The 25,982-nt window shown below is 66.6% G+C and carries 21 protein-coding genes; 10 read left to right on the top strand and 11 right to left on the bottom strand.

Translation table 11 applies throughout. The annotated features are described in order from the left end of the window. Positions 1-29: 29 nt before the first annotated feature. Positions 30-1,673, bottom strand: a complete 1,644-nt coding sequence (locus AOP75_RS10075; RefSeq protein WP_062078963.1) for an NAD+ synthase — start codon at positions 1,671-1,673, stop codon at positions 30-32. Between the two features lie 109 nt (positions 1,674-1,782). On the opposite strand from AOP75_RS10075, the gene AOP75_RS10070 reads away from it, so the two are divergent. Genes AOP75_RS10070 through AOP75_RS10055 form a run of 4 tightly spaced genes read left to right on the top strand, consistent with a single transcriptional unit; the run spans position 1,783 to position 8,071 of the window. Further along, the gene (locus tag AOP75_RS10070) at positions 1,783-3,117 is read left to right on the top strand and encodes a glutamine synthetase family protein (protein ID WP_062079162.1); all 1,335 of its coding nucleotides are present in this window, start codon (positions 1,783-1,785) and stop codon (positions 3,115-3,117) included. 14 nt (positions 3,118-3,131) lie between these two features. Beyond that, positions 3,132-6,128 carry a bifunctional [glutamine synthetase] adenylyltransferase/[glutamine synthetase]-adenylyl-L-tyrosine phosphorylase gene (locus tag AOP75_RS10065; protein WP_062078962.1) on the top strand — a complete coding sequence of 999 codons (2,997 nt, stop codon included), beginning with the start codon at positions 3,132-3,134 and terminating at the stop codon, positions 6,126-6,128. Then, positions 6,125-6,997 carry a hypothetical protein gene (locus tag AOP75_RS10060; RefSeq protein ID WP_062078961.1) on the top strand — a complete coding sequence of 291 codons (873 nt, stop codon included), beginning with the start codon at positions 6,125-6,127 and terminating at the stop codon, positions 6,995-6,997. The genes AOP75_RS10065 and AOP75_RS10060 overlap by 4 nt, the downstream gene beginning before the upstream one ends. A 36-nt stretch (positions 6,998-7,033) precedes the next feature. Continuing rightward, positions 7,034-8,071 (top strand): hypothetical protein, encoded by a 1,038-nt coding sequence (locus AOP75_RS10055; RefSeq protein WP_062078960.1) that lies wholly within the window; start codon positions 7,034-7,036, stop codon positions 8,069-8,071. 31 nt (positions 8,072-8,102) lie between these two features. Here AOP75_RS10055 and AOP75_RS10050 read toward each other — a convergent pair whose 3' ends face one another. From AOP75_RS10050 to AOP75_RS10040, 3 genes are all read right to left on the bottom strand, one after another. After that, entirely contained in the window at positions 8,103-8,879 is a 777-nt protein-coding gene (locus AOP75_RS10050) for a carbohydrate kinase family protein (protein ID WP_236683144.1), read from the bottom strand. Positions 8,880-8,971: 92 nt separating this feature from the next. Then, positions 8,972-10,012, bottom strand: a complete 1,041-nt coding sequence (locus AOP75_RS10045; RefSeq protein WP_062078959.1) for a LacI family DNA-binding transcriptional regulator — start codon at positions 10,010-10,012, stop codon at positions 8,972-8,974. Positions 10,013-10,042: 30 nt separating this feature from the next. Further along, a complete protein-coding gene (locus AOP75_RS10040; RefSeq protein WP_062078958.1) occupies positions 10,043-11,683 on the bottom strand; it encodes a glycoside hydrolase family 13 protein in 1,641 nt (546 codons plus the stop codon). 297 nt (positions 11,684-11,980) lie between these two features. On the opposite strand from AOP75_RS10040, the gene AOP75_RS10035 reads away from it, so the two are divergent. Beyond that, positions 11,981-12,334: a DUF2249 domain-containing protein gene (locus tag AOP75_RS10035; protein WP_062078957.1), complete on the top strand. Its 354-nt coding sequence runs from the start codon at positions 11,981-11,983 to the stop codon at positions 12,332-12,334. A 64-nt stretch (positions 12,335-12,398) separates the two neighbouring features. Here the strand turns inward: AOP75_RS10035 and AOP75_RS10030 are convergent, their stop codons facing one another. After that, entirely contained in the window at positions 12,399-13,427 is a 1,029-nt protein-coding gene (locus AOP75_RS10030; RefSeq protein WP_062078956.1) for a metalloregulator ArsR/SmtB family transcription factor, read from the bottom strand. A 227-nt stretch (positions 13,428-13,654) separates the two neighbouring features. Here AOP75_RS10030 and AOP75_RS10025 point away from each other — a divergent pair, with 227 nt between their 5' ends. Next, positions 13,655-14,995, top strand: a complete 1,341-nt coding sequence (locus AOP75_RS10025; RefSeq protein WP_062078955.1) for a serine hydrolase domain-containing protein — start codon at positions 13,655-13,657, stop codon at positions 14,993-14,995. Between the two features lie 95 nt (positions 14,996-15,090). Here the strand turns inward: AOP75_RS10025 and glnA are convergent, their stop codons facing one another. Beyond that, positions 15,091-16,521: a type I glutamate--ammonia ligase gene (gene glnA, locus AOP75_RS10020; RefSeq protein ID WP_062078954.1), complete on the bottom strand. Its 1,431-nt coding sequence runs from the start codon at positions 16,519-16,521 to the stop codon at positions 15,091-15,093. Positions 16,522-16,703: 182 nt separating this feature from the next. Between glnA and AOP75_RS10015 the strand changes: the two genes are divergently transcribed. Continuing rightward, positions 16,704-17,141: an RDD family protein gene (locus tag AOP75_RS10015; protein ID WP_062078953.1), complete on the top strand. Its 438-nt coding sequence runs from the start codon at positions 16,704-16,706 to the stop codon at positions 17,139-17,141. Continuing rightward, entirely contained in the window at positions 17,138-17,812 is a 675-nt protein-coding gene (locus AOP75_RS10010) for an HAD-IA family hydrolase (protein WP_062078952.1), read from the top strand. The genes AOP75_RS10015 and AOP75_RS10010 overlap by 4 nt, the downstream gene beginning before the upstream one ends. Here the strand turns inward: AOP75_RS10010 and AOP75_RS10005 are convergent. The 3 genes from AOP75_RS10005 to lipB form a co-directional block, all read right to left on the bottom strand. Continuing rightward, positions 17,809-18,504 (bottom strand): DUF4191 family protein, encoded by a 696-nt coding sequence (locus AOP75_RS10005; protein ID WP_062078951.1) that lies wholly within the window; start codon positions 18,502-18,504, stop codon positions 17,809-17,811. The two genes, AOP75_RS10010 and AOP75_RS10005, sit on opposite strands and share 4 nt — an antisense overlap. Positions 18,505-18,567: 63 nt before the next feature. After that, positions 18,568-19,587: a lipoyl synthase gene (lipA, locus tag AOP75_RS10000; protein WP_062078950.1), complete on the bottom strand. Its 1,020-nt coding sequence runs from the start codon at positions 19,585-19,587 to the stop codon at positions 18,568-18,570. After that, positions 19,584-20,294, bottom strand: coding sequence for a lipoyl(octanoyl) transferase LipB (gene lipB / locus AOP75_RS09995; RefSeq protein WP_062078949.1), 711 nt, complete (start codon positions 20,292-20,294; stop codon positions 19,584-19,586). The genes lipA and lipB overlap by 4 nt, the downstream gene beginning before the upstream one ends. 90 nt (positions 20,295-20,384) lie before the next feature. On the opposite strand from lipB, the gene AOP75_RS09990 reads away from it, so the two are divergent. Further along, positions 20,385-22,583: an MMPL family transporter gene (locus tag AOP75_RS09990; RefSeq protein ID WP_152650055.1), complete on the top strand. Its 2,199-nt coding sequence runs from the start codon at positions 20,385-20,387 to the stop codon at positions 22,581-22,583. 49 nt (positions 22,584-22,632) lie between these two features. Then, on the top strand, positions 22,633-23,961 hold the full coding sequence (locus AOP75_RS09985; RefSeq protein ID WP_062078947.1) for a protein kinase domain-containing protein: 1,329 nt from the start codon (positions 22,633-22,635) through the stop codon (positions 23,959-23,961). Here AOP75_RS09985 and AOP75_RS09980 read toward each other — a convergent pair. Both AOP75_RS09980 and sucB read right to left on the bottom strand, forming a co-directional pair. After that, on the bottom strand, positions 23,939-24,835 hold the full coding sequence (locus AOP75_RS09980) for a TIGR01777 family oxidoreductase (protein ID WP_062078946.1): 897 nt from the start codon (positions 24,833-24,835) through the stop codon (positions 23,939-23,941). The two genes, AOP75_RS09985 and AOP75_RS09980, sit on opposite strands and share 23 nt — an antisense overlap. Positions 24,836-24,841: 6 nt before the next feature. Continuing rightward, on the bottom strand, positions 24,842-25,982 hold a 1,141-nt coding region (gene sucB / locus AOP75_RS09975; protein ID WP_083966903.1), incomplete at its 5' end, for a 2-oxoglutarate dehydrogenase, E2 component, dihydrolipoamide succinyltransferase.

Raw genomic sequence — 25,982 nt, 5'->3', positions numbered from 1 at the left:
GGTGCTGTGCACCAGGGCCGATGCCTGGGTTACGAGAGTTCGCGCCACCGGCTGGTGATGGGCAGGCGGCGGTCGCGCCCAAACGCGAGAGCGGTCACCTTGGGGCCCGGCGGGTATTGACGACGCTTCCACTCCGCGCGGTCCACGAGGGACAGCACCTTGTCCACCACGGCCTCGTCGAATCCGCGCGCGAGCAGTTCCTCGCGCCCCTCCGCATGTTCGACGTAGGCGTCGAGCACCTCGTCGAGGAGGTCGTACTCGGGCAGAGAGTCCTGGTCGGTTTGGCCTGGACGCAGTTCCGCGCTCGGTGGCTTGGTGATGGAGTTCTCAGGGATTGGCGGCACGGCCCCGGTGGCCTCGGCATGGGCATTGCGCCAGCGGGCGAGATCCCACACCCGGGTCTTGTCGACGTCCTTGAGGGGAGCGAACCCGCCAATCGAGCCTGCGTCGTAAATCGTGGCGTAGCCGGTGGCAAGTTCGGACTTGTTGCCGGGAGCGATGACGAGGTGACCTTCGCGGTTGGACAGGCCCATGAGGATCACACCGCGTACGCGCGCCTGGAGGTTCTCCTCTGCCACGCCCGTGAGCGCGAGTTGCCGCTGAAAGGCCTCGACCATGGGCGCGATGGGTTCCACGCGGTAGTCCGCGCCCAGGCGCTTCGCGAGATCGGCGGCGTCATCCTTCGAGTGTTCCGAAGAGAACTCGGACGGCATCGACACGCCAACCACCTTGTCGCCGCCGAGGGCGTCAGCGGCAATGGCCGCGGTGAGTGCGGAGTCGATGCCGCCTGACATGCCGAGGATCACGGAGGAGAAGCCGTTCTTGACGACGTAATCGCGCAGGCCCGTCACGCATGCGCGGTACACCTGCTCGGTGTCGGAGGCGAAGTCCACGACGGGGCCGGGTACGGCAGGTGAGCCGGCGTCGGCCAGATCCCACACGAGGAGCGCATCCTCGAAGCCGGGCGCGTTCGCCACCCACGCGCCGTCGGCCCCCACCACGAAGGAATGCCCGTCAAAGACCAGGTCGTCCTGTCCGCCCCACAGGTTGACATACGCGACCGGGGCGTTGACCTCCGCGGCCCGGCGACGGACCAGATCTGTTCGCACCATGCCCTTGCCCTCCTCGAACGGTGAGCCGTTGAGCACCACGAGCAGGTCGATACCCTCGTGCGCGAGCGCGGCAACCGGGCCGCCGTCGACCCAGATGTCTTCGCAAATGACGACGCCGAGTCGCCTTCCGTGCACCTCGACCACGCAGGGCTCGTCGCCGGTCGCGAAGATGCGTCGCTCATCAAACACGCCGTAGTTGGGCAAGTGATGCTTGGCGTAGCGCTGCTGCACCGCGCCGCCGCGCACGACCGCGGCTTCATTGAGCGGGCGGCCGTCCGGGTCGACCCCGAGCGAGCCGAGCACCACTGTCAGGTCTCCTAAGCCCTCCGTCTGCAAATCGGAGGCGAGGCCCTGCAGCGCAGCGGCGGTGGCACGTTGGAAGCTTTCGCGCAGCGCGAGGTCTTCGATTGGGTACCCGGTCAGCACCATCTCGGGGAAGGCGACGACCTCCGCTCCTTGGTCACGAGCCGCACGGCAACGATCCTTGATGAGAGTCGCGTTACCAGCGATATCTCCCACACAGGCGTTGACTTGGGCGAGTGCGATGCGCAGGGTCGACATGCGGGCAAGCCTAGTGGTCGCGCACGTGCTGAGCGCAGTCGTGCGCGAGGCCCGCGCGCACGGCCAAGAGCGTTACACAAAGGACACACGCGTAGGGCAGGATGGGCACATGGATAAGCAGCAGGAATATGTCCTCCGCAGTGTCGAGGAGCGCGACATCCGGTTCATCCGCATGTGGTTTACGGATGTGCTGGGCGTCCTGAAGTCGGTCGCGATCGCGCCGGCGGAGCTGGAGAACGCCTTCTCCGAGGGAATCGGCTTTGATGGTTCCGCAGTCGAGGGACTCACTCGTGTGTATGAGGCGGACATGATCGCGAAGCCGGATCCGTCGACGTTCCAGATCCTCCCGTGGCGCGGGGCTCGCCAGGGAGCCGCCCGCATGTTCTGCGACATTTCCACGCCGGACGGTGAGGCGGCGCTGACCGACCCCCGCCAGGTCCTGAAGCGCAACCTTGACAAGGCATCTGCCCAGGGGTTCACGTTCTATACGCACCCCGAGATCGAGTTCTACCTGCTGGAAAAGCCTGAGCCCGGCATGCCGCCTCAGCCGGTCGACAAGGCCGGCTACTTCGACAACGTCCCCCGCGGCACCGCGCACAACTTCCGCCGCGAGGCGATCACCATGCTCGAGTCCATGGGCATCTCGGTGGAGTTCTCTCACCACGAGGCTGGTCCGGGACAAAACGAGATTGACCTGCGCTACGCAGACGCACTTTCGATGGCGGACAACATCATGACGTTCCGCACCGTCGTCAAGGAGGTCGCGCTCGAGCAGGGCGTCTTTGCCTCCTTCATGCCCAAGCCGCTGGCCGACGGCCCGGGTTCGGGTATGCACACCCACCTCAGCCTCTTCGAAGGCGACACCAACGCCTTCTACGAGGCGGGTGCGGACCACCAGCTGTCGCCCATTGCACGTCAGTTCATCGCCGGCCTGCTGACCTACGCGCCAGAGATCACCGCGATTACCAACCAGTACGTCAACTCGTACAAGCGACTGTGGGGTGGCGCGGAGGCGCCGTCGTACGTCTGCTGGGGCTCCAACAACCGCTCCGCCCTGGTGCGCGTCCCGATTCACAAGCCCAGCAAGGGCCAGTCGACTCGCGTCGAGTACCGCGCCATGGACTCAGCGGCCAATCCGTACCTCGCGTTCTCCGTGCTGCTGGCGGCGGGGATGAAGGGCATCGAGGACGGCTTGTCGCTGCCCGACGGCGCGGAGGATGACGTGTGGGAGCTGAGCCCGGCGGAGCGTCGCGCCATGGGGTATGAGCCCCTGCCTGCATCGCTGTCCGAGGCAATCCAGGTGATGGAGCGCTCCGAACTGGTTGCCGAGACGCTGGGTGAGCGCGTATTCGACTTCGTGTTGCGCAACAAGCGCGCCGAGTGGGAGGCCTACCGCGCCCAGGTCACGCCGTACGAGCTCGAGCAGTACCTGCCCGTCCTCTAACGCACGGAGTCACCATGAGCACGCGAGAGGTGTCCCTCGCGACCAAACTGCGCCGCGCTGGGGTTGCCGACCCTAGCCGGGCGGCAGGCCTCATCGCACAGCTCGAGTCCCTCGCGGGAGAGTCTTTTGATGATCCCGCGCGGGCGCTGTCGTACCTCGCGGACCCCGACGCCGGCCTGCTGCAACTGCTGCGTGTGGCCGAGGCCGCGCAGGAATCGGGCCACCTCGCGGACTTGCTTGCGCTGCGCGGTTCCGCCGCGGGCGCCAAGTTCGGGTTGTTGCTGGGCGGGTCGCTCGCCCTTGGCGACTTCCTGGTGCGCCACCCTGAGTTCATCGCGGACTTTGCCTCGTGGCCCGAAGACGAGTCGTTTGCGGACGTCGATGTGCGCGCGGCCATCCTTCGTGCCGTGGGAGCGGACCCCGACGACGACGCGCCCGTCGCGAGCGTGACAGGGCCAGATGGCGTGGCCGCGATGCGGGTGGAGTACCGGCGGCAACTGATGCGCGTCGCCGCTGAGGATCTCTGGCACGCCAAGCCTCAGGACATTTTCCCCGAGGTGGGCCGCGCGCTCGCCGACCTCGCTGGTGCCGCGCTGGAAGCCGGCCTGGCACTGGCTCGCGCGGGGGAGCCCAAGCACGTTAAGACGCGCGTGGCCATTATGGGCATGGGCAAGTGCGGCGCGCGGGAACTGAACTATGTGTCCGATGTCGACGTGATCTTTGTCGCTGAGCCCGCTGAGGGTGCGTCCGACGCGGAGTCGCTCGCGGTGGCGACACGGCTGGCGGCGGCTGCGGCGCGAGCGTGCGACCGGGCCGGAGCGGAGATGCCGCTGTGGCAGGTCGACGCGAACCTCCGCCCCGAGGGCAAGGACGGCGCGCTGGTGCGCAACGTGGCGTCGCACCGGGCCTACTACGACCGCTGGGCAGAGTCGTGGGAGTTCCAGGCCCTGCTGAAAGCGCGCACCATTGCTGGCGACCGCGAGGTGGGCGCCGCCTACCTGGATGCTGTGTGGCCGATGGTGTGGACGGCGGTGGAGCGTGACGGCTTTGTGACCGGAGCACAGGCGATGCGCAAACGGGTGGAGGAACACGTTCCCGCCGACGTCGCCGATCGCCAGATTAAGTTGGGCGCCGGTGGGCTGCGCGACGTCGAGTTCACCATTCAGCTACTTCAGTTGGTCCATGGGCGCCACGACGAGTCATTGCGTTCGCGCACGACCCTGGATGCTCTGCGCGCACTGCGCGACGGGGGCTACGTGGGGCGGCCGGACGCGGCCAAGATGGACCGTTCCTATCGCCAACTGCGTGTGTGGGAGCACCGGCTCCAGCTACGCAAGCTTCACCGCACCCACGTGATGCCCATGGACGACGATGGCAAACGGGTGCTGGCTCGCGCCTCAGGGTTCGCCACCGTCGAGTACATGGACGAGGTGTGGCAGGACATTAGGCGCGACGTGCGCGCGTTGCACCTCGAGATGTTCTACCGCCCCATCCTTCCGCTGGTGGCATCCCTCAGCGCGGATGAGGCACGTCTGGACGACGAGGCGGCTAGAGATCGCCTCGCGGCAGTGGGCTTCAGGGACGCGACGGCGGCACAGCGCCACATTGCCGCCCTCACCGAGGGCGTCTCTCGACGTGCGGCCATCCAGCGTCAGCTCCTCCCAGCGATGATCGGGTGGTTTGCGTCGGGCGCCGATCCGGATGCCGGCCTGCTTGCCTTCCGCACCCTGTCAGAGCACTTGTCGGACACCCAGTGGTACCTCAAGCTGCTGCGGGACTCCGGCAGCGCCGCCGAGCGCCTCGCCAGGCTGCTGTCGACATCGCCCTACGTGACAGATGCGCTGTTGGCGTCGGCGGAGCACATCACGTGGCTGGACAACGACGCTGACCTCGCCCCTCGTAGCCTCGAGCGGCTCGAGCAAGAGGCCGACGCCATCTTGAAGCGCACCGATGACGCGGACCATGCGATCACCGCGCTCAGGGGGCTTCGCCGGCGCGAGTTGGCACGCGTGGCTGCAGCGGACACCTTGGGCCTGATCAACTCGACCGAGGCCGCGGCGTCCGTGACGGACTGTGCGGACGTAGTGCTCGCCGGAGCACTGCGGATTGCCCGCTGGGAGGTAGCGCGCGCTGCCGGATTGGATGAGTTGCCTTTCCGGATGATCGTGGTGGCGATGGGGCGGTACGGCGGCGCAGAGATGAGCTACACCTCCGATGCCGACGTGCAGTTCGTGTGGGACGGGACCGCAGAGGGTTCACAATCCTTGGCGGTGAAGGTGGCGCAGGCGGTGCGCACCATGTTGCAAAAGGTCTCCAGCCAGCCATCGCTCGCCGTTGACGCCGACCTGCGTCCAGAAGGAAGAAACGGCCCCTACGCGCGGTCGCTGAACAGTAGTGCGGAGTATTACGGCCGCTGGTCCGACCCGTGGGAAGCGCAGGCCCTGCTGAGGGCCCGCCCTTGCGCGGGCGACGGCGAGTTGCGCGAGGCGTTCACCGCGATGATCGACGAGGTCCGCTACCCGGAGTCTTTGCCTGACACTGCGCTGCGACAGATGCGGACGTTGAAGGCGCGCATGGAGTCGGAGCGCCTTCCGCGAGGACTCGATCCACGGCGCCACCTCAAGTTGGGTCCGGGCGGGTTGTCCGATGTGGAGTGGACCATCCAGCTGGTGCAGATGCAGCATGGTCGTACCGTTGAGACGCTCCGCACCACTCGCACCCTGCCCGCACTCCAGGCCGCAGTGGCCGCCGAACTGATGTCCGTGGAGGACGCAGAGACGCTGAGCGACGCGTGGACGTTGACGACGGACCTACGCGGAGCGCTTGCCTTGAGGGGCAAGGCGAAGGAGGCCGACGTCCTCCCTGGCGATCCACACGAGCTGGCAATCCTCACCGAGATCATGGCAACGCCAGAGACGGGGATGGAACTGCGCGACCGCTACGAGCGAACGACGCGGCATGCCCGGGCGGTCATGGAGCGACTGTTTTACGGCTGGGAGGACACCGAGTGAAGGGCCTGCGGACGTTGCTGTCCGCGCTCAGCATCGTCGCGGGATCGCTACTGATCGTGGCATGGGCGGTGAGTTCCATCGTGGTCGCCACAGTGAAGGACGGCACCGCGTTGACGGGGATCACGCAGACCGCTTTCGACGTGCCTGGTGTGATGTCAGCGCTGTCCCGCCAGGTGCAGGACCAGACGGTCCAGAACCTTGACCAGCGCGGCATCGACACCGAGGCGCTCGGCGTGGATGAGCAGGTACGCACAGTGGTGGACGACGCCGTGCGCTCGGATGAGTTCGAGGCTGCCGTCGTGGCGCAGGTGACGCAGGCACAGGACGCTTTCCTCGCGCAACTCACCGACGCGGACCGAGACCCGCAGCCGCTCGTGCTCGCGGTCGACGTCTCGAGTATGGTCAACGCCAGAATCGATGACCTCGGCGGGGTCGCTGCGCTCGCACCGGACGTGACCGTCCCGCCCGTTGACGTCGAGGTGCTCGACGCGGATCAGATGGCCGATGCCCAGACTGGGTACGCGTGGATGGAGTGGCTCGCCGCGTGGGGCCTGTGGGTGGGGCTGGGCTTACTGGCCCTTGGCATCCTGGTATCCCACCGGCGGCGGTGGTTTCTTGGCAAGGCGCTCATCGCGTTGGGGATTCTCTCCCTGGGCTTTGGCCTCGTCGTCCGGTTCGTTGAACCTCAGTCTGTGATGGCATTTCTCCCAGGCGGCGAGGACGGACTGCTCGGCTCAGTGTGGACTCAAAGCGTCACCGAAGGCAGCGCCCCTGCGATCGCCACCCGCGCGATGCTCATTGGTGCCGCGTGCTTGCTGGGCAGCGTCGTCATGCTCGCGCTGGGCCGCCTGGTGGGCGGGCGGCGCTAGCCTGGTGCCAGGGTTTCAACGAGAGGGAGTCTTCCCGTGAAGACAGTTCGGTATATCGCTTCCGCATTCCTGGTGCTGCTGGGGTCGATGCTCGTCGTGGCGTGGGGCCTGTCCCAGAAGTCTGCAGAGAGTATCGAGAATGGGACTGCGGGTGAAAACCTCGTCGTCAACGTGGTTCAGTCGCCCCAGACCGCCGAGGTCATCGCTGACGGTGTGGTGCGCGCGCTGGAGAACCAGGTCGACGGCCAGGTAGGCGACCTCGTGTTGGGCTTGCTGGACGACCAGATTCACGACCTCACCGAGGAGGCGGTGAAGTCGGAACAGTTCCAGTCTGTGCTGCTGACGAGCGCGGATCGCGCCCAGAATTTCTTCCTCGCTGAACTGTCGGACCCGTCACGTGAGCCCGCGCCCTTCGGAATCTACTTGGATCCAGGTGAGCGCCTGAATTCACGTCTCGACGAGGTGCCCGTGGTGGGGCCATTCATCCCCGAGCTCGAGATCGACCCCGTCGAGGTCGAGATTATCCCCGCAGATACCTTTGAAGACATCCGCACCGCGTATAGCGCCCTCGTGTGGGCCGCCACGTGGTTCATCTGGATCGGTATCGCGTTCATCGCAGCGGGAATCGCGATCGCCCCGCGCTGGAAGCGGTTCTTGCCGCGCGCACTCGTCGGTGCCGGAATCTTGGGCCTCGCTGTCGCCTTCACGCTGAACTTCTTTGGCCCGAGCACCATTGCGTCGTTCGTCCCCGGCGGTAGCGCTGGGGGAGTGGGCACGCTCGTCGAAGACGTGATCGCTGACTCCGCGCTGGCTCCCATCACCAACATCTTGCTCACGCTCGGCCTCATCGCACTTGGCCTCGCCATCGCCTTCGTCCTGGCAGTGAGGTATATCCCGGCGCTTGGCGGCCGGCGCGACGGCGACGAGGACGGGCACGACCACAGGGGCGATCTGGAGCCCGAGCCGCCCGTCGACACACGGGAGTTGGCCTCCGTGACGCCTGAACAGCAGGCGCGTATCGACAGCGGCGAGCAGCCTCCTGCGGTGCCGCCGCGTACGACCCGCGACGGATAAATCAACGGTCAGCGGGCATCGGCCCGGGGCGCTATCCCTCGCGTGACGCGTCGAGGAGCGGGCTGAGATGCCGGCTGCCAAGCGCACGCGCTGCCTGGGCCGCTCCTGACGCCAGTTGCTCGCGCGGTGAGCCTCCGAGGCACTGCGCCACGAGAGCGCCGGCCGCGAACGCATCGCCTGCCCCGTTGGTGTCGACGACCGTGCATGCCACGGCGGGCACGGATTCGACACGGCCGTCTGCCGTCATGACCTCTGCCCCTGCCGCACCGAGCGTGCGGATCGCAGAGGTTGCCCGGCCGGCCACGGCATCGGCCATCACCGCGCGAGCATCGCCGTGTCCGTCGTCGTTGATCACGACGGTGGTGCCCGCCTGCGCGAACGGGCGCTGATAGTCCGCAGCTCCGTCCCAGTCATGCAGGTCAGTCCACAGGGGCAGGCCCGTCGCGACTGCCGCGGGCAGAAGTGCGCGGCCAAGCGGTGACAGGTCGATCACCAATGCGTCTGCGCGATCAAACAGCGCGCTGGCGGTCGCGGTGTCCGCTCGCGACGGTGCAGCCGGGGCCGATGTGTAGACAGAGACTCGTTCGCCCTGCGTCGTCATGAGGTTCGTGTGGGACTCCGTGACGTCGGCGCCGAGTGGGAGGACGGACAATCCCGTGCGGCGCAGGGCTGTGTGCACGCGGCGCCCGTCATCGTCGTCGCCCAATGGCGTGACGAGCGTGACGTCGACGCCGAGTTCATGCAGGTGGAGCGCCTTGCCGGCGCTCGTGCCTCCGACCGTCCACCATGCGTCCTGTGCGAATCGCATGTGAGGGCGCGCCTCGGGGAGGGAGTCGAGCACAATGAGGTGGTTCCATGATGCGGGCCCGCACACCACCACGCGGAGGCGTCCCGAGCGTGTCATGGCTGTCGCAGCGGTGCCGTCGAGCGTCGCGCGACCAGTTGGTACGGCAACGCCTCATCCACGGCTTCAACGCCATCGCCTGCGAGTTCATCCAACACCAGCTGGGCCACCTGCTGGCCTTGGCGCTCGGGGAACTGATCAATAGTCGTCAGCCCAAAAAACTCTGCAAGATCGTGTCCATCGACGCCAATGATGGACACGTCACCGGCCACGTCGCGACCGAGGTCCCGTGCCGCGAGGATCGCGCCAATCGCCATTTCGTCGGACGCGGCAAAGATGGCGGTGGGGTGGATGCGTGGGTCGGTCAGGAGTTCCTTCGTCGCTGCGTAGCCGCCCTCGATGGTGAAGTTTGCGTGACGCACCAGTAGCGGGTCAGACTCGACGCCGGCGTCCGCCAATGAGGCTTCGTAGCCGGCGCGGCGGGTAGCGGGCATCTGGAAGTCGCGTTCGAAGTCCGGATCGCCGGTGATGTGCGCGATGTGACGATGGCCTAGGTCAAGGAGGTGCTGCGTGGCGCACCGAGCGACGGCGGTGTCGTCGAGGCTCAGTGTGTGCAGTCCTGGAAGCGGGCCGCCAAGTCCCACGAGCGGGCGGCGGAGGTCTCCCAGCGTTGCACGCTCGGCATCATCCAGTTCCAGGTTGACGGCGAGGATCGCATCGCATCGCTGGCGCCGGAGAAACTCGTCGAACAGGCGTGCGCGCCGCTGAGCGCCCTCGATGTCCTCCTCAAGGCCATTGGCCGGTGGGAGGTGGTACAGCGTGACGTCGTAGCCTGCGTCGGCCAGGAGGCGTTGGGCCCCCTTCAGGACAGCCATGAAGAACCAACTGTCCAGATACGGAAGCACCACGCCGACGTTGCGGGTGCGCCCCGAGGCGAGCGAGGACGCGGCCGAGGACACGACATAGCCGAGTTCCTTGGCCGCGGCCTCCACCTTAGCTTTGGTCGCAGGGGAGACCGAGGTTTTCCCCGCGAGTGCGCGAGAGACGGTCGCCGTGGAGACGCCAGCGAGTTCGGCGACCCTTTGGATCTTCGCCATCGCAGCACCTCCGAGCGTGTCTGGGTGCGGTCAGCCCCTCAGCCAGACCGTTGTGTCCGCAGGAATGGTATCGGTCACAGGGGCGGAGGACAGGAGCACCTCGCCGGAGGGGAGTGGAATCGACGTGCCTGGGTCGACCACCGCATACACGGACAACTCTCCGACGCGGAACGCCACGACGCCGTCAGGCACTGTGTCAATCCACTCCAAGGTCGCCGTGGCCGTTCCGAACTCCCGGCGCAAGCGCAGCGCCTGCTCGTACAGCGACAGGGTCGAGGAAGGATCTCCGTGCTGCAGGTCGCGCGCCAGCTGCGCCCACTGCGCCGGCTGGGGAAGCCACGTTTCGCCGGAAGGCGAGAATCCGAACGCCGGTGCTTGCGACGTCCACGGGAGCGGCACACGGCACCCGTCGCGGCCGTAACGCTCGCCTGCGGTCCTGAACCAGGTCGGGTCCTGGCGCGCCTCGTCTGGAATGTCGATGGCCTCAGGGAGGCCCAGTTCCTCACCCTGGTAGATGTATGCGGACCCCGGGAGAGCAAGCATGAGCGTGCTCGCCGCGCGGCCACGCCGCAGGCCCAGCTGGGTATCGGGCAGGCCGGCTGAACGAGGGCCGATGCCGTGGCCCTGCGGGTTGTCGGCTGTCAGCGCGAGACGGCTCGCGTGGCGCACGACGTCGTGGTTCGACAGCACCCAGGTGGACGGCGCGCCCACGGCCCCGAACTGCTCGATCGACTCGTCGATCACGTCGCGCAGGTCCGCGGCTTTCCAGTCGGTCTCGAGGTACGCGAAGTTGAAAGCCTGGTGCATCTCGTCCGAGCGGACCCACTTGGCCATCTTTGACAGTGGGAGGACCCATGCTTCTGCCGCGAGGATGCGGTCGTCGTACTCGTCCACCACGCTGCGCCAGCGACGCCAAATGTCGTGAACGCCGTCGAGGCCAAAGTAGGGCGATTGTGGGCCCTCGGTGCCGCCCATGGAGTTGGCGTCATCATCAAAGGCGAAGTCCGGCAGTCCGTCAGCCTTGATCAGGCCGTGGGCGACGTCTACTCGGAATCCGTCTGCGCCCCGGTCGAGCCAGAACCGCAGCACGCGGTCAAACTCCTCAAGGACCTCGGGGTTGGACCAGTCAAAGTCCGGTTGGGTGGAGTCGAACAGGTGCAGGAACCATTGGCCCGGCGAGCCGTCGGCATTGGTGCTCCGCGTCCATGCAGGACCGCCGAACACGGAATGCCAGTTGTTGGGAGGCTCAGAGCCGTCCTCGCCGCGTCCGTCGCGGAAGATGTAGCGGGCGCGCTCGGCGGAGCCCTCGGGTGCCGCGAGTGCCGCCTGGAACCACGCGTGCTGGTCGGAACTGTGGTTGGGCACAATGTCCACGATGACGCGTAGGCCCAGGTCGTGGGCGCGCGCCACCATCGCGTCGAAGTCATCGAGCGTGCCAAACAGCGGGTCAACGTCGGTGAAGTCGGCGACGTCGTAGCCCGCGTCCTTTTGCGGAGAGACGTAGAAGGGGGACAGCCAGATCGCGTCGACCCCGAGTGCTGCCAGGTCATCGAGCCGCTGGGTGATGCCGCGCAAGTCGCCGATGCCGTCGCCGGAGGCGTCCGCGAAGGACCGGGGGTAGATCTGATAGATGACGGCGGTGCGCCACCACTGGTCCTGCGCGGCATTCATGCGGGCGGGTCCTCTCCGTTGAGCGTGGCGTGGTGAGCATGGTGCGCCACCACGGCGTGATTCATTCCCACTAATGTAAACGCTTGCATGCGGTGGTTGCAAGCTGTGCGACAGACGGGTCAGGAGCATCCGGGTGTCTAGTGGGAGCCCAGCGAGCACGGAGGGCAAGGCGGGACCATCGTCCTGTAGGTGCGCGCCATCGCGTGTCTAACGTAGGAAGTGGCGGAGCGGCACCTCGGGGACAGGGTGCCGCCCGCCATTTCCTTTTCAACGCGAGACGCGAGGGAGAACGGCGACATGCGCATTGCCTACGAGGCCCGCGACAGCGCAGGCCGGTGGGACACGGTCGTAGGCGTCGACGAGATCGACCTCGTGACGCTCGGCCACATGCCTGGCGGTGCCAGCCGCGCGCGTGCGAGCAAGCCGCGCGACATCGATGTTTCCGGTCTTGGTGAACGCGCCGCACACGTGCGTGTGCTGGCGCAGGCAGCCGTGTTGGTCCCAGGGGAGTCCTTCACGTTGACGTCGGCGCACGACCCGGCGCACATGCTGGACTTGGTCCACACGGAAGTGCCGGGCTTTTGCATGGTTGAGTACCGCGAGGCAGGGCCAGCACGCTGGCGAGTCCACCTCACACGCGTGACCTGCTAGCAGGTCTGCGCAGGCACGCTACACCTCGGGCTCTTCCTCAACTGCGCCGCGCTCGGGAATCTGTTCAGGCGCCTTCGGCAGGGAGGTCAAGGTCCGGCACGAGCTCGCTCAGCAGATGGCGTACGCGCGCGTCAATGTCGTCGCGGATCGCGCGCACGCCGTCTTGTGACGCGAGTGCGGGATCGCCGACGCGCCAGTCCTCATAGCGCTTGCCAGGGTAGACGGGACACACGTCGCCGCAGCCCATGGTGATCACGACATCCGAGGCCCGAACGGCGTCGTCTGTCAGCGGTTTCGGGAAGGCGTCTGCGGTGGGGCCAAGCTCCGCCACGAGGGGTGCGACGTTGTCGTGGACGTCGGTAGCCGGCATGGAGCCGGCCGATCGCACAGTGACCCGCTCGCCCGCGTAGTGGCGTACCAATGCGGCGGCCAGTTGCGAGCGCCCCGCGTTCTGCACGCACACAAAGAGCACCTGCGGCACGTGGCCACGATCCGGGGTGCGGGCCTTGGCCACGTCCTGGAGGCGTTGCCGAGCGAACTGTCGCGTCAGCGGAATGAGGTGCTGGCGCACCTTGGCGCGGCTGAGCAGCGATGTGTAGGACTCCTGCACGGTACGAGTCACGAGTGCGGGCTCCAGCTCGGGCAAGGCGTGCGCGAGATCATTGGCGATGGATTCCAGCGCGCGCTCCACGTGGTCCAGGCCGTGAGGTGCATCAGCGTCGTGCCCTCCGGCGCCGTGCTCCGTCTTTTGAGGCGTGGCTACGAAGGCCTGTAGCAGCGCCTCCACCGCATCCTTCATCTGAGGGTCGACGCGGTAGTACACCCATGTGCCACGGCGGTGCGACAGCACCAGGCCGGCGGTGCGTAGCGCTTTGAGGTGATACGAGACCGTCGGGTCTGATACCTGGGCCAGCGAGCTGAGGTCACACACGCATACTTCGCCGTCGGGGGCGCTCGCGATTACGGCCAACATGCGCAGACGCAAAGGGTCCGCGAGTGCTTTGAGGATCGTCGCTGCTTGCGCGGCTCGCGCGGCGTCAATGGAGTGTGCCTCGATATTGCCGACGCTGCAGTCGGCGGCCGTGGAAGTCATGGGCGCTCCTCGGGTGGGGTCTACTTCGCTGATTGGGGGCAAGACATCGATGTCTCTCTATTTAGACATCTATCGAATCAACTGTCAAGGTCTGAGTGGACCTCATGCGCGAGATCGTGGCTCACACCCCTGCCGTACCCTTGTGTGGTCCCGGGCGCCCTGCGCCCTCATTACACGGCGCGTGGCCGAATCGCCGCGCCCTGCTTGCCTCAACGGAGAGTGCACCTATGTCGCGCAAGGCCATCGCCGCCCTGATCTCGCTCGTCGTCCTCGTGATCGCGCTCGTCGCGGCCTATTGGTATGCCCGGCCGCTCCTCATGACCGGAACGGGCTACGCCGCGCACAACGCATGCGCGCTCGACGTCATTGCAGGACGCGACGACGCGGCGACCGACCTCCCGCCCAACCCGCTGGTGCCCGTGGTTCGCACGGAGGTGGCAGAAGACGGCGCCTCCGCCGAGGGGTCCATCCTTGGCATCCTCGCGCGCCAGACGGCCTGGGAGGTGCCGGGATACGGGTGCGCGCTAGCCGATGAGTCTCCCGCAACTGTCCCACCCGCGACCGCGGTCACACCCGGCGCGAACCCCTACACCGATCTTCCGCTCACAGAACCCACCGATAGTGCGATGGTCGCGGCGCTCGCGCACGGCTTTGGGGACGACCTCGACGCGCAGGCCCAGGAGGAACTTGGTACTCGCGCGATGGTCGTGGTGCACGACGGGCGCCTTGTCGCTGAACGATATGCCGACGGCTTCGATGAGTCCACGCCGCAACTGGGCTGGTCGATGACCAAGAGCGTCACCAACCTGTTGGTGGGCCGCCTGGTCGAGCAGGGCGACCTGTCCCTCGATGACGACCACCTGCGCGCCGATTGGACTGACCGCCGTGCTGACATCACCATCCGGCATCTCCTGAACATGACCTCGGGGCTTGCCTGGGATGAGACCTACGACCTCGGCACACCCATCACGCAAATGCTTTACGCGGAGCCGGATATGGGCGCCTTCGTCGCGTCACAGGAACTCGCTCACGACCCCGGAAGCTTTCTGCAGTACTCGAGCGGCTCGACGACGCTGCTGTGTGACGTGATCACCGAAGGGCGCGGGCTCGCAGACATGCCTCGTCAGGAGTTGTTCACACCCCTGGGACTGTCGAGCGCCGTGATGGAGGCCGATGCGGCTGGTACCCCCGTGTGCAGTTCCTACATGTGGGCGTCCGCCAGGGACTGGGCTGCCGTGGGGCAGTTCGCGCTCCAGGAGGGGCAATGGGAGGGAGAGCGGCTGTTGCCCGAGGGGTGGATGGAGGAATCAACGGCGCCTATCGACACCGTCGTCGAGGAGGGCTCTGATGGCTACGCCTCGGGATGGTGGGCCAACACCAGCGCGGACGGCACCGTGATCAATGACGAGCTCCCTGCGGACGCGTACTTTGCGAGCGGCCACGATGGTCAACGCATCACGGTGGTGCCCTCCGAGGGCATTGTCGTCCTCCGCCTCGGGTTTACGCCGACTGCCGAGGACAACCGCGTAGTCTCGTCGGCCGCTCAGGTGGTCGAGGCCCTGAGCTGACTCAGCGATACGCCGGTTACGTAACGACCTGCGACACGGCGAAGGCCCGCCGCCCCAAGAGGGCGACGGGCCTTCGACTTCGCGTGTGCGACGACTTAGCAGTCGTAGTACAGCTCGAACTCGTGGGGGTGCGGACGGAAGCGCAGCGGGTCAATCTCGTTGGTGCGCTTGAAGTCAATCCACTCGGCGATGAGGTCTTCCGTGAAGACGTCGCCCTCCGTGAGGAAGCTGTGGTCAGCCTCGAGCGCGTTGAGGACCTTGTCCAGCGAGTCAGGGACCTGAGCGATCTCTGCGTGCTCCTCGGGGGGCAGCTCGTAGAGGTCCTTGTCGATCGGGGCGGGCGGCTCAATCTTGTTCTTGATGCCGTCCAGGCCGGCCATGAGCAGCGCAGCGAACGCGAGGTAGGGGTTACCGGACGAGTCAGGCGCGCGGAACTCGATGCGCTTGGCCTTCGGGTTGGAACCGGTCACCGGGATGCGCACTGCAGCAGAGCGGTTACGTGCCGAGTACACCAGGTTCACAGGTGCCTCATAGCCTGGCACCAAACGGTGGTACGAGTTCACGGTCGGGTTGGTGAATGCCAGCAGCGAGGGAGCGTGCTTGAGGATTCCACCGATGTACCAGCGTGCGATGTCGGACAGGCCGCCGTAGCCAGCCTCGTCGTAGAACAGCGGGTCGCCGTTCTTCCACACCGACTGGTGCACGTGCATACCGGAACCGTTGTCACCGAACAGCGGCTTGGGCATGAAGGTGACGGTCTTGCCGTGCTTCCACGCGACGTTCTTGACGACGTACTTGAACTTCATGATGTCGTCAGCAGCGTGCAGCAGCGTGTTGAAGCGGTAGTTGATCTCCTGCTGGCCGGCGGTGCCCACCTCGTGGTGTGCGCGCTCGAGCTCAAGACCGACCTCTTCGAGGACGGTGCAGATCTCGTCGCGGAGATCAGCGTTCTGGTCGCCGGGGGAGACGGGGAAGTAGCCGCCCTTGTAGCGGGTCTTGTAGCCAAGGTTCGGCGAGCCGTCGAGCTCGGTCTCGCGACCGGTGTTCCACCAGCCCTCGGAAGAGTCGATGTGGTAGTAGCCCTCGTGCTGGTTGGTGTCGAAACGCACGGAGTCGAAGATGAAGAACTCGGCCTCGGGGGCGAAGAAGGCGGTGTCGCCGATACCGGTGGCCTTCAGGTACTCCTGGGCCTTCATGGCAACGTTGCGGGGGTCACGCGAGTAAGGCTCGTCGGTGAAGGGGTCCACGACGGAGAAGTTCACGACCAGGGTCTTCGCCTTGCGGAAGGGGTCGATGTACGCGGTCTGAAGGTCCGCGATCAGCTTCATGTCGGACTCGTTGATGGCCTGGAAGCCGCGGATCGACGAACCGTCGAATGCTGCGCCGTCTTCAAGCACGGTCTCGAACTGGTGTGCGGGGACGTTGACGTGCTGCATCGCACCGGGCAGGTCGCAGAAGCGAATGTCGATGTACTCGACCGCCTCGTCCTTCACATATGCGATTGCCTCTTCGGCAGTCTTGAACATCCGTGTGCTCCTCGTGAGTGTAGGTCTGGCCTTCAATGGCACGCGTCACTCTACGGCGAGTGGGTTTCCCCTACATTCGCCGAATGTTACGAGAGTGTTTCGCATGCCCGCGTGGCGCGCCAGAACTGGCGCCGACGCCGATGTCTCCTCGACCCTACACCGCCCACCGTTACGATTGTCCGGTGACTGAACCCCGTGAAGACGACCAGCTGGCACAGTCCTCGGCCTTGGTGGGCCGTAGGCTGATTGGCCTGGGAATCGACTGGATGCTGTGCCTGGTGATTACCTCCGCCTTCTTTGCGCAGGAGGCGTATGCAGACACCACTGGCATTGAACGCGTGCTCGTCGCGGGTGATCCCGTCATCACGATGGCGATTTGGGCGGCTCAGCATCTGATCCTGGTAGCCACCCTGGGCACCACCATTGGCCACCGAGTCGCTGGGCTGCGCGTGGTGCGTGAGGACGGCGCTTCCATGGTGGGACTGCCCAAGGCGCTCGGCCGTACCGTGCTGCTCGCGCTCGTGATCCCCGCGGTGGTGTGGGATCCGCAGGGCCGTGGTCTCCACGATCGCGCTGTGGGCACCCGCATTGTCTCGACCCGAGCGGCCAACGCCACGTGAGCACTCAGATAGCGGTCGACGCAGTGCTGTTCGACATGGACGGCACCTTGGTCGACTCGAACGCGCTCGTCGATGTGGTGTGGACGGAGTTCGCGCACGCGCATGACCTCAACCCGGCTGAGGTGTTGGCGTACGCGCACGGACGGCCCTCACGTGTGACGGTCGCGCATTACCTCAGTGACGCGTCCTCGATCGCTACGTGGAATGACCACATCCATCACCTTGAGGCCACGATGTTTGGCGCAGTGGTGGAGATTCCAGGAGCACGCGCGCTCGTCGAGGCGCTCCCGCGCGAGCGTTGGGCCGTCGTCACCTCAGCGATCCGTGAGCCGGCCCGTGAACGCATCCGAGCCGTGGGCATTGACGTCCCCGAGGTGCTGATCGGTGCTGACGACGTCAGTCGTGGCAAACCAGACCCAGAAGGCTATCTCGCGGCTGCGCGCGACCTCGGTGTCGACCCTCGCAGGTGCGTCGTCTTTGAAGACACCGACGCCGGAGTCCGCGCGGGCCTTGCCGCGGGTTGCACCACTGTGGTCGTGGGGCAGGGCACGTCAGAGGTACTGGACCGGCAGCTGCGTGTGCGTGACTTGACTCAGGTCAGCGTGTCAGTTGCGGGCAGTGAAGTGACCATGCACCTCAACACCACGGCTCCGGGAACCAGCGGGCTCTAGCGGCCGCGCATCGCCTTGCGGTCGGGGCGCGCGCTCATGGGGTCGACGCCCTTGGGCACGGGGAGCTTCTGGCCACCGATGGCACGCAAGCGGGCGTAGACCTGCTCCCGCTGGTGCTTGTTCAGCGCCTTCTTGTGCTTCTTAATGGCACCGGTCAGCTTCTTGAGAGGCACCTGGCCCTCGTGCGTCCCCACGTAGATGGTGTTCACCGGAACGTCTGGGACCAGCTTGGTGATGCGGCGCGTGGAGGCCTCGACCTGCTTGCGGGCGGCGTTGCCACCTTCCGCCAGCAGCATGACGCCGCCTTTGCCCACGCCGTAGAAGACGACGGCGCGACCGCGCGGGTCGATCGACAGCGGCTGCTCCTCGAAGCGCCATCCACGGCGGATCGACTGGGCAATCGCGACGGATGAGCCGTGCTGGCCCTCCATGCGGATAAAGGCGTTGCGCTCGAAACGGCGAGTGAGGGTGTACATCGCGGCGAGCAGCGCCATGGGGAGGGCGAAGATGAGCGCGTACACGAGGATCCACGTCGATCCCGACGCCAGCCCAATGATGAGGGCGATCGCGATGATTGCGAGCGGGATCAGGATCAGCAGTGGCAGCAGCCACTTGTCGTGCGGAGCTGTCGACGTGTACGCCTGCTTGATCAGCGTGCGCATCTTGGGCTTGCTCTGAGGTTCCTTCGCCATAATGCCGCACAGTCTAGTCGCCTTGGGGCGGTGGTTGCTCACCACCGCCACAAGGGCGACCGTTTAGCAGGAAGGGCGCTGGGGGCGACCCAGGAGGGCCGATGCTTCTTGGCGAGCCTCCATGGGCTCGCCAAGGTGGGCGAGAGACTCCGGAATGGGGCGGCCCTTGCGCGTCATGGCCTGACCCCAGAGCCGGCCGGCGCGGTACGACGAGCGCACGAGTGGGCCCGACATGACGCCCAGGAAGCCGATTTCCTCGGCTGCCTGAGACAGATCGACGAACTCCTCTGGCTTCACCCACCGCTCGACCGGATGGTGGCGCGGGCTGGGACGGAGGTACTGGGTGATCGTGATGAGGTCGGTGCCGGCGTCATGCAGGTCCTGCAGGGCCTGAAGCACCTCTTCCATGGTCTCGCCCATGCCCAGAATGAGGTTTGACTTGGTGACGAAGCCGTCCTGCTGCGCACGGGTGATCACCTCGAGCGAGCGCTCGTAGCGGAACGCGGGGCGAATGCGCTTAAAGATGCGGGGTACGGTCTCGACGTTGTGCGCGAGGACCTCGGGCCGCGAGGAGAAGACCTCGGCAAGTTGATCGGGATCGGCGTTGAAGTCGGGGATCAGGAGTTCGACGCCGGTGCCGGGATTAAGCTCGTGGATCTGGCGGACGGTCTCGGCGTACAGCCACGCGCCACCGTCTTCGAGGTCATCCCGGGCAACACCGGTGACAGTCGAGTACTTCAGCCCCATCTGTTGGACGGACTTGGCCACCTTCAGCGGCTCCATGCGGTCCAGCGCAGTGGGCTTGCCGGTGTCGATCTGACAGAAGTCGCACCGCCTCGTGCACTGCGCGCCTCCAATCAGGAAGGTCGCTTCCCGGTCTTCCCAGCACTCAAAGATGTTGGGACACCCTGCTTCTTCGCAGACAGTGTGGAGTCCGCCGCCCTTGACGAGCGACTTGAGCTCCGAGTACTCGGGGCCCATCGTGGCCTTGGTGCGGATCCATTCGGGCTTGCGCTCAATGGGGGTCTCGGCGTTGCGTGCCTCGATGCGAAGCATGCGGCGGCCCTCGGGTGCGATGGTCACACGGTCTCCTTGTGTGGTGCGGTGCCATGGTCCGGCGCCGTACTGGGGTCGGTCGACGCTTGGTACTCCCAGCGTACGGGTGCCAGGGCAGTGGTGAGATGCGCGGTCATGCGGTGTGTCACATCGGCAATGGTGACGCGACGGCCAAGCTCCTGAGTGAGCGACGTCACGTCCGCATCGGAGATCCCGCACGGGACAATCCGGTTGAACTCAGCGAGATCGGGCTCGCAGTTCAGCGCGAAGCCATGCATGGTGACGCCTTTCGCGACGCGCACGCCGATTGCGCAGATCTTGCGTGCACGCGCCGTCGCGGACGCCGGCAGCCAGACCCCGGAGCGGTCCTCAACGCGTACTGTGTCGAGGCCGTACTCGGCGCACACGCCCATGACCGCGTCCTCGAGTGCGCGCACGTAGCGGACCACATCGATGGGCTGCGCGAGCCGAATGATGGGATAGCCCACCAGTTGTCCAGGCCCGTGCCAGGTGATGCGGCCGCCCCGGTCGACGTCCACGACGGGGGTGCCGTCGGTCGGCCGGTCCCACGTGGCGGTGCGGCGTCCGGCGGTATACACGGCCTCGTGCTCGACGTACACGACTGTGTCCCCGCGGGCGCCACCGACGCGCTGCTCGTGCAGGGCGCGCTGCAACTGCCAGGCCTCGTCGTACGGCACGTGACGCTCGCCGAGCCCGAGCGGGAGGATCTCCATAGCGTCCCAGGCTAGTCGCGCATCGTCTCAGGTCAATTTCCCACTACCGGGAATTTCAAGGACTCGCCAATGTTAGTGAATGATATGTCTATGTCCCCGCGCCTGACGTGGCTCCGGCCGCTCGCCCTTGTTGCTGTCATCGTTGCCTGGCTCGCCGTTGGCGGCGCCGGCGGTCAGACGTTCGGAAAGCTCTCCGCCGTCCAAGAGAATGAGGCGTCGGCCTTCCTGCCATCGTCAGCGGAGTCCACGCAGGCGACTGAGCTTCACCAAGAGTTCGCGCCCGCAACGACCTTGCCCGGAATCTTTGTCGTCGACGGCATCGCCGGCGAGGAGGACTTAGCTGCGGTCCAAGCGTTCGTTGACGCCGTCATTGAGACGGAGATCGAAGGCGACGCCGAGGGGCGGACCATTGGCGAGGTGCTGTCGCCCCCGGCCAGCGAACAGGCGCCCCAGGCCGTGCCGTCCGAGGACGGCGAAGCGGCACTCGTCGCGTTCAACCTGGACGCCGCCGTCGCCGAAGAGACCGCAGGCGAGGGCACCGTGGGCGCGATTGTCGCGGAGGACATCCGCGCCGTCTGGGCGGAGCAGGACACGGAGCTTGACGGCCACCTCACGGGTGCGTTGGGCATCACCGCAGACCTCACTGAGGCGTTCGCTGGGATCGACGGCATCCTGCTCGTCGTGGCGCTCGTGGTCGTGCTGATCATCCTGCTCATCGTCTATCGCAGCCCGGTCCTCCCGTTCCTCGTGCTCGCCACGTCCATGATTGCGCTGACGGGTGCGATCCTCGCGGTCTACGCGATGGCATCGGCAGACATCATCACGCTCAATGGTCAGTCTCAGGGCATCATGTTCATCCTCGTGGTGGGTGCTACGACCGACTACGCGCTCCTGCTGGTTGCCCGCTATCGCGAGGAACTGCTGCGCGTGCCATCGCCGTATACCGCGATGGCACGGGCGTGGCGTCGGTCGATTGAGCCCATCGCGGCGTCCGCCATCACCGTGATCCTCGGTCTCTTGGTCCTGTTGCTGAGCGACCTCAAATCCAACGCCGCGCTTGGCCCTGCCGGCGCGCTTGGCATTGCCTCGGCATTTATCGCCGCGCTCACGCTGTTGCCCGCTCTACTCCTCATTGGCGGCAAGCACGCGCGTGGCGTGTTCTGGCCGGCCATGCCCCGTTACCAAGAGTCCGCGGATGGCAAGGACGCTGCGCTTGCCGACCCGTCGCAGGGCAAGGGTTTCTGGCCGCGTGTGGCGCGCAGCGTCGACGCGAAGCCTCGCCGCACGTGGCTGATCGCCGCCGGTGGACTGCTGGTCCTGTCCGCGTTCGTCCCCACGTTCAAGGCCTCTGGGCTGGGACAGGGTGAGGTCTTCACCACGGAGACCGATTCCGTCCAGGGCATCGCCGTTCTCGAGGACCACTTCGATGCAGGGGCCACGTCGCCCATTCGCATCTTCGTTCCCGAGGACCAGGCCGACGCGGCCATCGATGCCGCCACCGGTGTCGACGGAGTGTCAGAGGCGTATGTGCTGACCCCGTCGGTCGCCGAGGGCGCGCCTCCCGGTGTGGTTCCCAACGAGCAGCCCATCGTGGTCGACGGCACCGTCGAGGTCGTCGCGGTGACCGCGGTCGCATCGACCTCGAACGCGGCCGCCGACATCGTCGCTGACGTCCGGGACGCCACCCACCCGCTCGGTGACGAGGTCCTCGTCGGTGGCGCTGCTGCCGAGCAGCTCGACACTCGGGAGACCACGCAGCGGGACACGCTCATCATCTTGCCGACGATCTTGGCCGTGATTTTGGTGGTCCTCATCGCGCTGCTGCGGTCGATCGTCGCGCCGGCCGTGATCGTCGCTGCGAACATCCTGTCCTACGGCGCCGCCATCGGATTGTCGGCAATCCTGTTCAACTGGGTGTTCGGCTTCCCCGGGTCCGACCCGTCCGTGCCGTTGCTGGGCTTCGTTTTCCTCGTCGCGCTGGGTGTGGACTACTCGATCTTCCTGATGTCGCGCGCACGGGAAGAATCGCTCGAACACGGCACTCGAGCAGGTACGCGCCGTGCGCTTGCCGTCACCGGTGGCGTGATCACGTCCGCCGGAATTGTGCTTGCCGCGACCTTCGCTGCGCTGGGTGTGATTCCACTGATCTTCCTGGCTCAGATCGCAGTCATCGTGGGTGTTGGCGTCCTGATCGACACGTTCGTCGTGCGCTCCTTGCTGGTGCCCGGCGTGATTAGCGACATTGGCCGCCGCTCGTGGTGGCCGTGGCACAAGAAGATCGCTGACTGAGCCCTGTGGATAACCTCCAGGCCTGCTCCGGCAGGGTCACTCTGGAGGCATGGCTGACACGCAACCGCGGGTACTTCGTCGATCCCTTGGCTACGGTGCTGAGCTCGCTGCCAGAGCTCGGCGCCGTGGCGCCCGCCTCCGGGCGCTGAACCGCGTCGACATCGTCGCGCCCATCGAGGTGATGAGCGGGCGCGACGGGGAGGTCACGTGTGCCCTCCCGGCTCTGACCGGCGTGGACCTTGCGACGCTGTCAGCACGCAGGGAGCCCTTGAACGCTGGCGAGGTCAGGTGGCTAGGTGAGCGCATTGCATCTGCGCTCACCGCCCTGCACGGTGCGGGCCTTGCCCACGCAGATCTGTCGCCGGCCAATGTGCTCATCCGCAGTTCCGGAATCGTGCTGCTCGACACGCTCGCCGGCATTCGCGATGACGAACGGGGGACGCCGGGCTTCCGGGCGCCTGAGATCCTTGCGGGGCAACCAGTGGAGGCCAGCGATGTGTACTCGCTGGGGTGCCTCCTGCGGTGGGCGGCGTCCGACGCCGACTGTGCACGTGTCTCCGCGCTCACGAGACCGTTGGTCGCGCCGGATGCGGGCGAGCGTCCTGAGGCCGCCTCAGTCGCAGGTCTTCTCGCCGACCTTGGGCCCGCCGTGCCCGTCGACCTTCCAGGACGGGTAGACGTCGTGGCGACCTTGCGATCGCACGCCGCGATCAGGACGGAACGCACTGTCGCTGGACGTCCGTGGCGGTGGACCCGATGGGCAGTGCGCGCGGGCGTGGTGGCGGGCGTATGTGCCGCGGGTGCTGGCATTGCTGTGCCGCTCGCGTACAGCGCGGACGGCGGGGGTGCACACGGTGACGGTGCTGACGGTCGCGGTGCGATGCCAGGCGAGCCGTTCGAAGTCCGCAGCGGCGTCCAGGCGGGCGCGCACAGTGGCGGTGGCGGCCGTGACGACGCGCAGGGCGATCGTCCCGACCTCGCCGCGGGGGAGATGGCGGACAAGGTCGCGGACGTCGTGGCAGCCGCAGAGGGGCTGACGCACGCGAGGTTCCAGGCGCTAGCGACGGGCGATGGCGAAGCGCTTCGCGCAACGGTCACAGGCGACTCGGAGACGGCGAAGCAAGCCCGCACCCTCGGGGACGATCTCGACACCGGAGTGGTGGTCTATGAAGGGCTAGTGGGGACGGTGGTCGGTGCTTCCGTCGAGTCCGTCGAGCACGAGCGGGCCGAGGTCACAGTGGAGTATGCGCTCAGCGACCACACCGTGGTGCGCGGCGGTGACCCCACTGCAGTCGAGGCGCTGACGGAGGTTGCCGTCCTCAGCCTCAGATACGTCGACGGTAGTTGGCGCGTTGCTACTGCTGCGCCTGCTCCATGACCCACGTCGCTGCCGTGGAAATCTCCGGGTGCTCCCACGTGAAGCCGTAGCGATTAAGCACCCCGGGGGTGGCGAGCTGGCTCGACAACAGGTCCTCGGCGGCAGGGCCCACGACGGCTCGCAACACTGTGGCGGGCACGGGGAAGCCCGGGGAACGGCCAGCTGCCTCGGACATCGCGGCGATCAGGTCACGGTCCCTCACCGCGATCGGCGCAATCAGATTGGCTGGCCCATCGTGGTCACCGTCGATCAAGAAGCGGATTGCCCGCACCTCGTCCTCGAGGGTGATCCACGAATGCCATGCGTTGCCGCTGCCCAACCGGCCGAGCAAGCCCTTCTTCACCCAGGGGAGCAGCCGCGCCGCGAACCCGCCGTGGCCCGCGAGCACCAGGCCGGTGCGGCAGAAGACGGTGCGTATGCCCGCATCGACCGCGGGGCGGGCCGCTGCTTCCCACTGGGTCACGATGCTCGCGAGCATCGTCGAGCCTGGTCCTGAGCGCTCGTTGAGCTTCTCTTCGCCTCGTGCACCGTAGTAGCCCATCGCTGAGCCCTGAATGAGCACGCCGTCGAATGCGACGTCGGTGAGCGCCCGGACAAGTGTGCCGGTGGATTGCAGGCGGGAGTTCAGCACCACCTCGGCGTACGAGGAGGTCAGACGCTTGTCCCCGATCGAGGCCCCTGCGAGGTTGACGACGGCATCGGCCCCAGCGAGGACGCTTGAGTCAACGGTCCCGGCGCGCGGATCCCATGTCGACTCGTTCGGTCCGCGCGCCTCGCGCCGGACCAGGGAAATTGCCTCGTGGCCGTCCGACCTCAACGACTCCTGCAAAGCAGTGCCGATGAGGCCGGACGAACCCGCGAGAACGACGCGCATGGGCGCTTAGAGCCCGACCTCGGACTCGAAGGCACCGGCTTCGATGCGCTTCTTGACGGTCTGCAGGAACTTCGCAGCGTCGGCACCGTCCACGATGCGGTGATCGTAGGACAGCGGGAGGTAGACCATGGGCCGGATGGAAATGACGTCCTCGCCGTTGGGGCCGGTCACGACGACGGGGCGCTTGATGATGGCGCATGTCGCGAGGATGCCGACCTGAGGGCTGGGGACAATGGGAGTGTCGTGGAGCGTGCCGCCGGAACCAGTGTTGGTCACGGAGAACGTGCCGCCCGAGATCTCGTCTGCCTTGAGGCCGCCCGTGCGTGCACGCTCGGCGAGGTCAGCGATGGCCTTGGCGTGTTCGCCGACCGTCTTGTCCTCGGCCTTGTGCATGGTGGGCAGCATCAGGCCCTTGGGGGTGTCGACAGCGAGCGACAGGTTCACCGAGTCGTGGTAAACAATGCTGTCGCCGTCCACGGAAGCGTTGAGGAACGCGTGCTCCGTGAGTGCCTCTGCCACCGCACGGGTGAAGAACGGCAGGAAGGTGAGCTTGACGCCCTCGCGCTCCTGGAACGAGTTCTTCGCCTTGTTGCGCAGCGCCCAGATCTTCGAGCAGTCGACCTCAACGACGGAGGTCAGCTGCGCCATGCCGTGCAGCGATTCCATCATCTTGTCCGACGTGATCTTGCGGATACGGCTCATCTTCACGGTGGTGCCGCGAAGCTCAGAGACCTTGGGGGCCTCCGGAGCGGGGGCCGATTCCGCAGCGGCCGGGGCCGATGACGGGGCGGCGGCGGACTGAGCCTGCGATGCGGCATCCGCGGCAGCGAGCACGTCCTCCTTGCGGATGCGGCCACCCACTCCCGTGCCGGACAGACCAGACAGTTCGACGCCACGCTCCTTGGCGAGCTTGCGCACGATCGGGGTCACGTAGCCGGCGCCTTCAGCGGCGGACGCATCAGCGGACGCCGCGGCGACGGCGGGAGCCGAGGTCGGGGCGGGGGCCGATGCCGGCGCAGCCGGGGTGGATTCTGCGGGAGCCGGCGCGGAGGCCGCCTCCTGCGCGGAAGCCGGGGTGGGCTGCGGTGCCGGAGCGGACGCAGGCGCGGACTCCTGAGCCGGGGCCGACGGCTGTGCAGGAGTCGCA

Origin of the sequence: Demequina globuliformis (assembly GCF_000975155.1) — a bacterium.
GTDB lineage: Bacteria > Actinomycetota > Actinomycetes > Actinomycetales > Demequinaceae > Demequina > Demequina globuliformis.
Note: the sequence above shows the minus strand (reverse complement) of the source record. Positions and strands in the feature narration are given on the sequence as shown.

Bases quoted from the DNA above. Each gene is read 5' to 3' on its own strand.
- AOP75_RS10075 (WP_062078963.1), bottom strand. From the start codon at position 1,673: ATGTCGACCCTGCGCATCGCACTCGCCCAAGTCAACGCCTGTGTGGGA.
- glnA (WP_062078954.1), bottom strand. From the start codon at position 16,521: ATGTTCAAGACTGCCGAAGAGGCAATCGCATATGTGAAGGACGAGGCG.
- AOP75_RS10045 (WP_062078959.1), bottom strand. From the start codon at position 10,012: ATGGCGAAGATCCAAAGGGTCGCCGAACTCGCTGGCGTCTCCACGGCG.
- AOP75_RS09985 (WP_062078947.1), top strand. From the start codon at position 22,633: ATGGCTGACACGCAACCGCGGGTACTTCGTCGATCCCTTGGCTACGGT.
- lipB (WP_062078949.1), bottom strand. From the start codon at position 20,294: ATGGAGATCCTCCCGCTCGGGCTCGGCGAGCGTCACGTGCCGTACGAC.
- AOP75_RS10040 (WP_062078958.1), bottom strand. From the start codon at position 11,683: ATGAATGCCGCGCAGGACCAGTGGTGGCGCACCGCCGTCATCTATCAG.
- AOP75_RS10070 (WP_062079162.1), top strand. From the start codon at position 1,783: ATGGATAAGCAGCAGGAATATGTCCTCCGCAGTGTCGAGGAGCGCGAC.
- AOP75_RS10030 (WP_062078956.1), bottom strand. From the start codon at position 13,427: ATGACTTCCACGGCCGCCGACTGCAGCGTCGGCAATATCGAGGCACAC.
- AOP75_RS10005 (WP_062078951.1), bottom strand. From the start codon at position 18,504: ATGGCGAAGGAACCTCAGAGCAAGCCCAAGATGCGCACGCTGATCAAG.
- AOP75_RS09990 (WP_152650055.1), top strand. From the start codon at position 20,385: ATGTCCCCGCGCCTGACGTGGCTCCGGCCGCTCGCCCTTGTTGCTGTC.
- AOP75_RS10050 (WP_236683144.1), bottom strand. From the start codon at position 8,879: ATGCGATTCGCACAGGACGCATGGTGGACGGTCGGAGGCACGAGCGCC.
- AOP75_RS10065 (WP_062078962.1), top strand. From the start codon at position 3,132: ATGAGCACGCGAGAGGTGTCCCTCGCGACCAAACTGCGCCGCGCTGGG.
- AOP75_RS10025 (WP_062078955.1), top strand. From the start codon at position 13,655: ATGTCGCGCAAGGCCATCGCCGCCCTGATCTCGCTCGTCGTCCTCGTG.
- AOP75_RS10035 (WP_062078957.1), top strand. From the start codon at position 11,981: ATGCGCATTGCCTACGAGGCCCGCGACAGCGCAGGCCGGTGGGACACG.
- AOP75_RS09980 (WP_062078946.1), bottom strand. From the start codon at position 24,835: ATGCGCGTCGTTCTCGCGGGTTCGTCCGGCCTCATCGGCACTGCTTTG.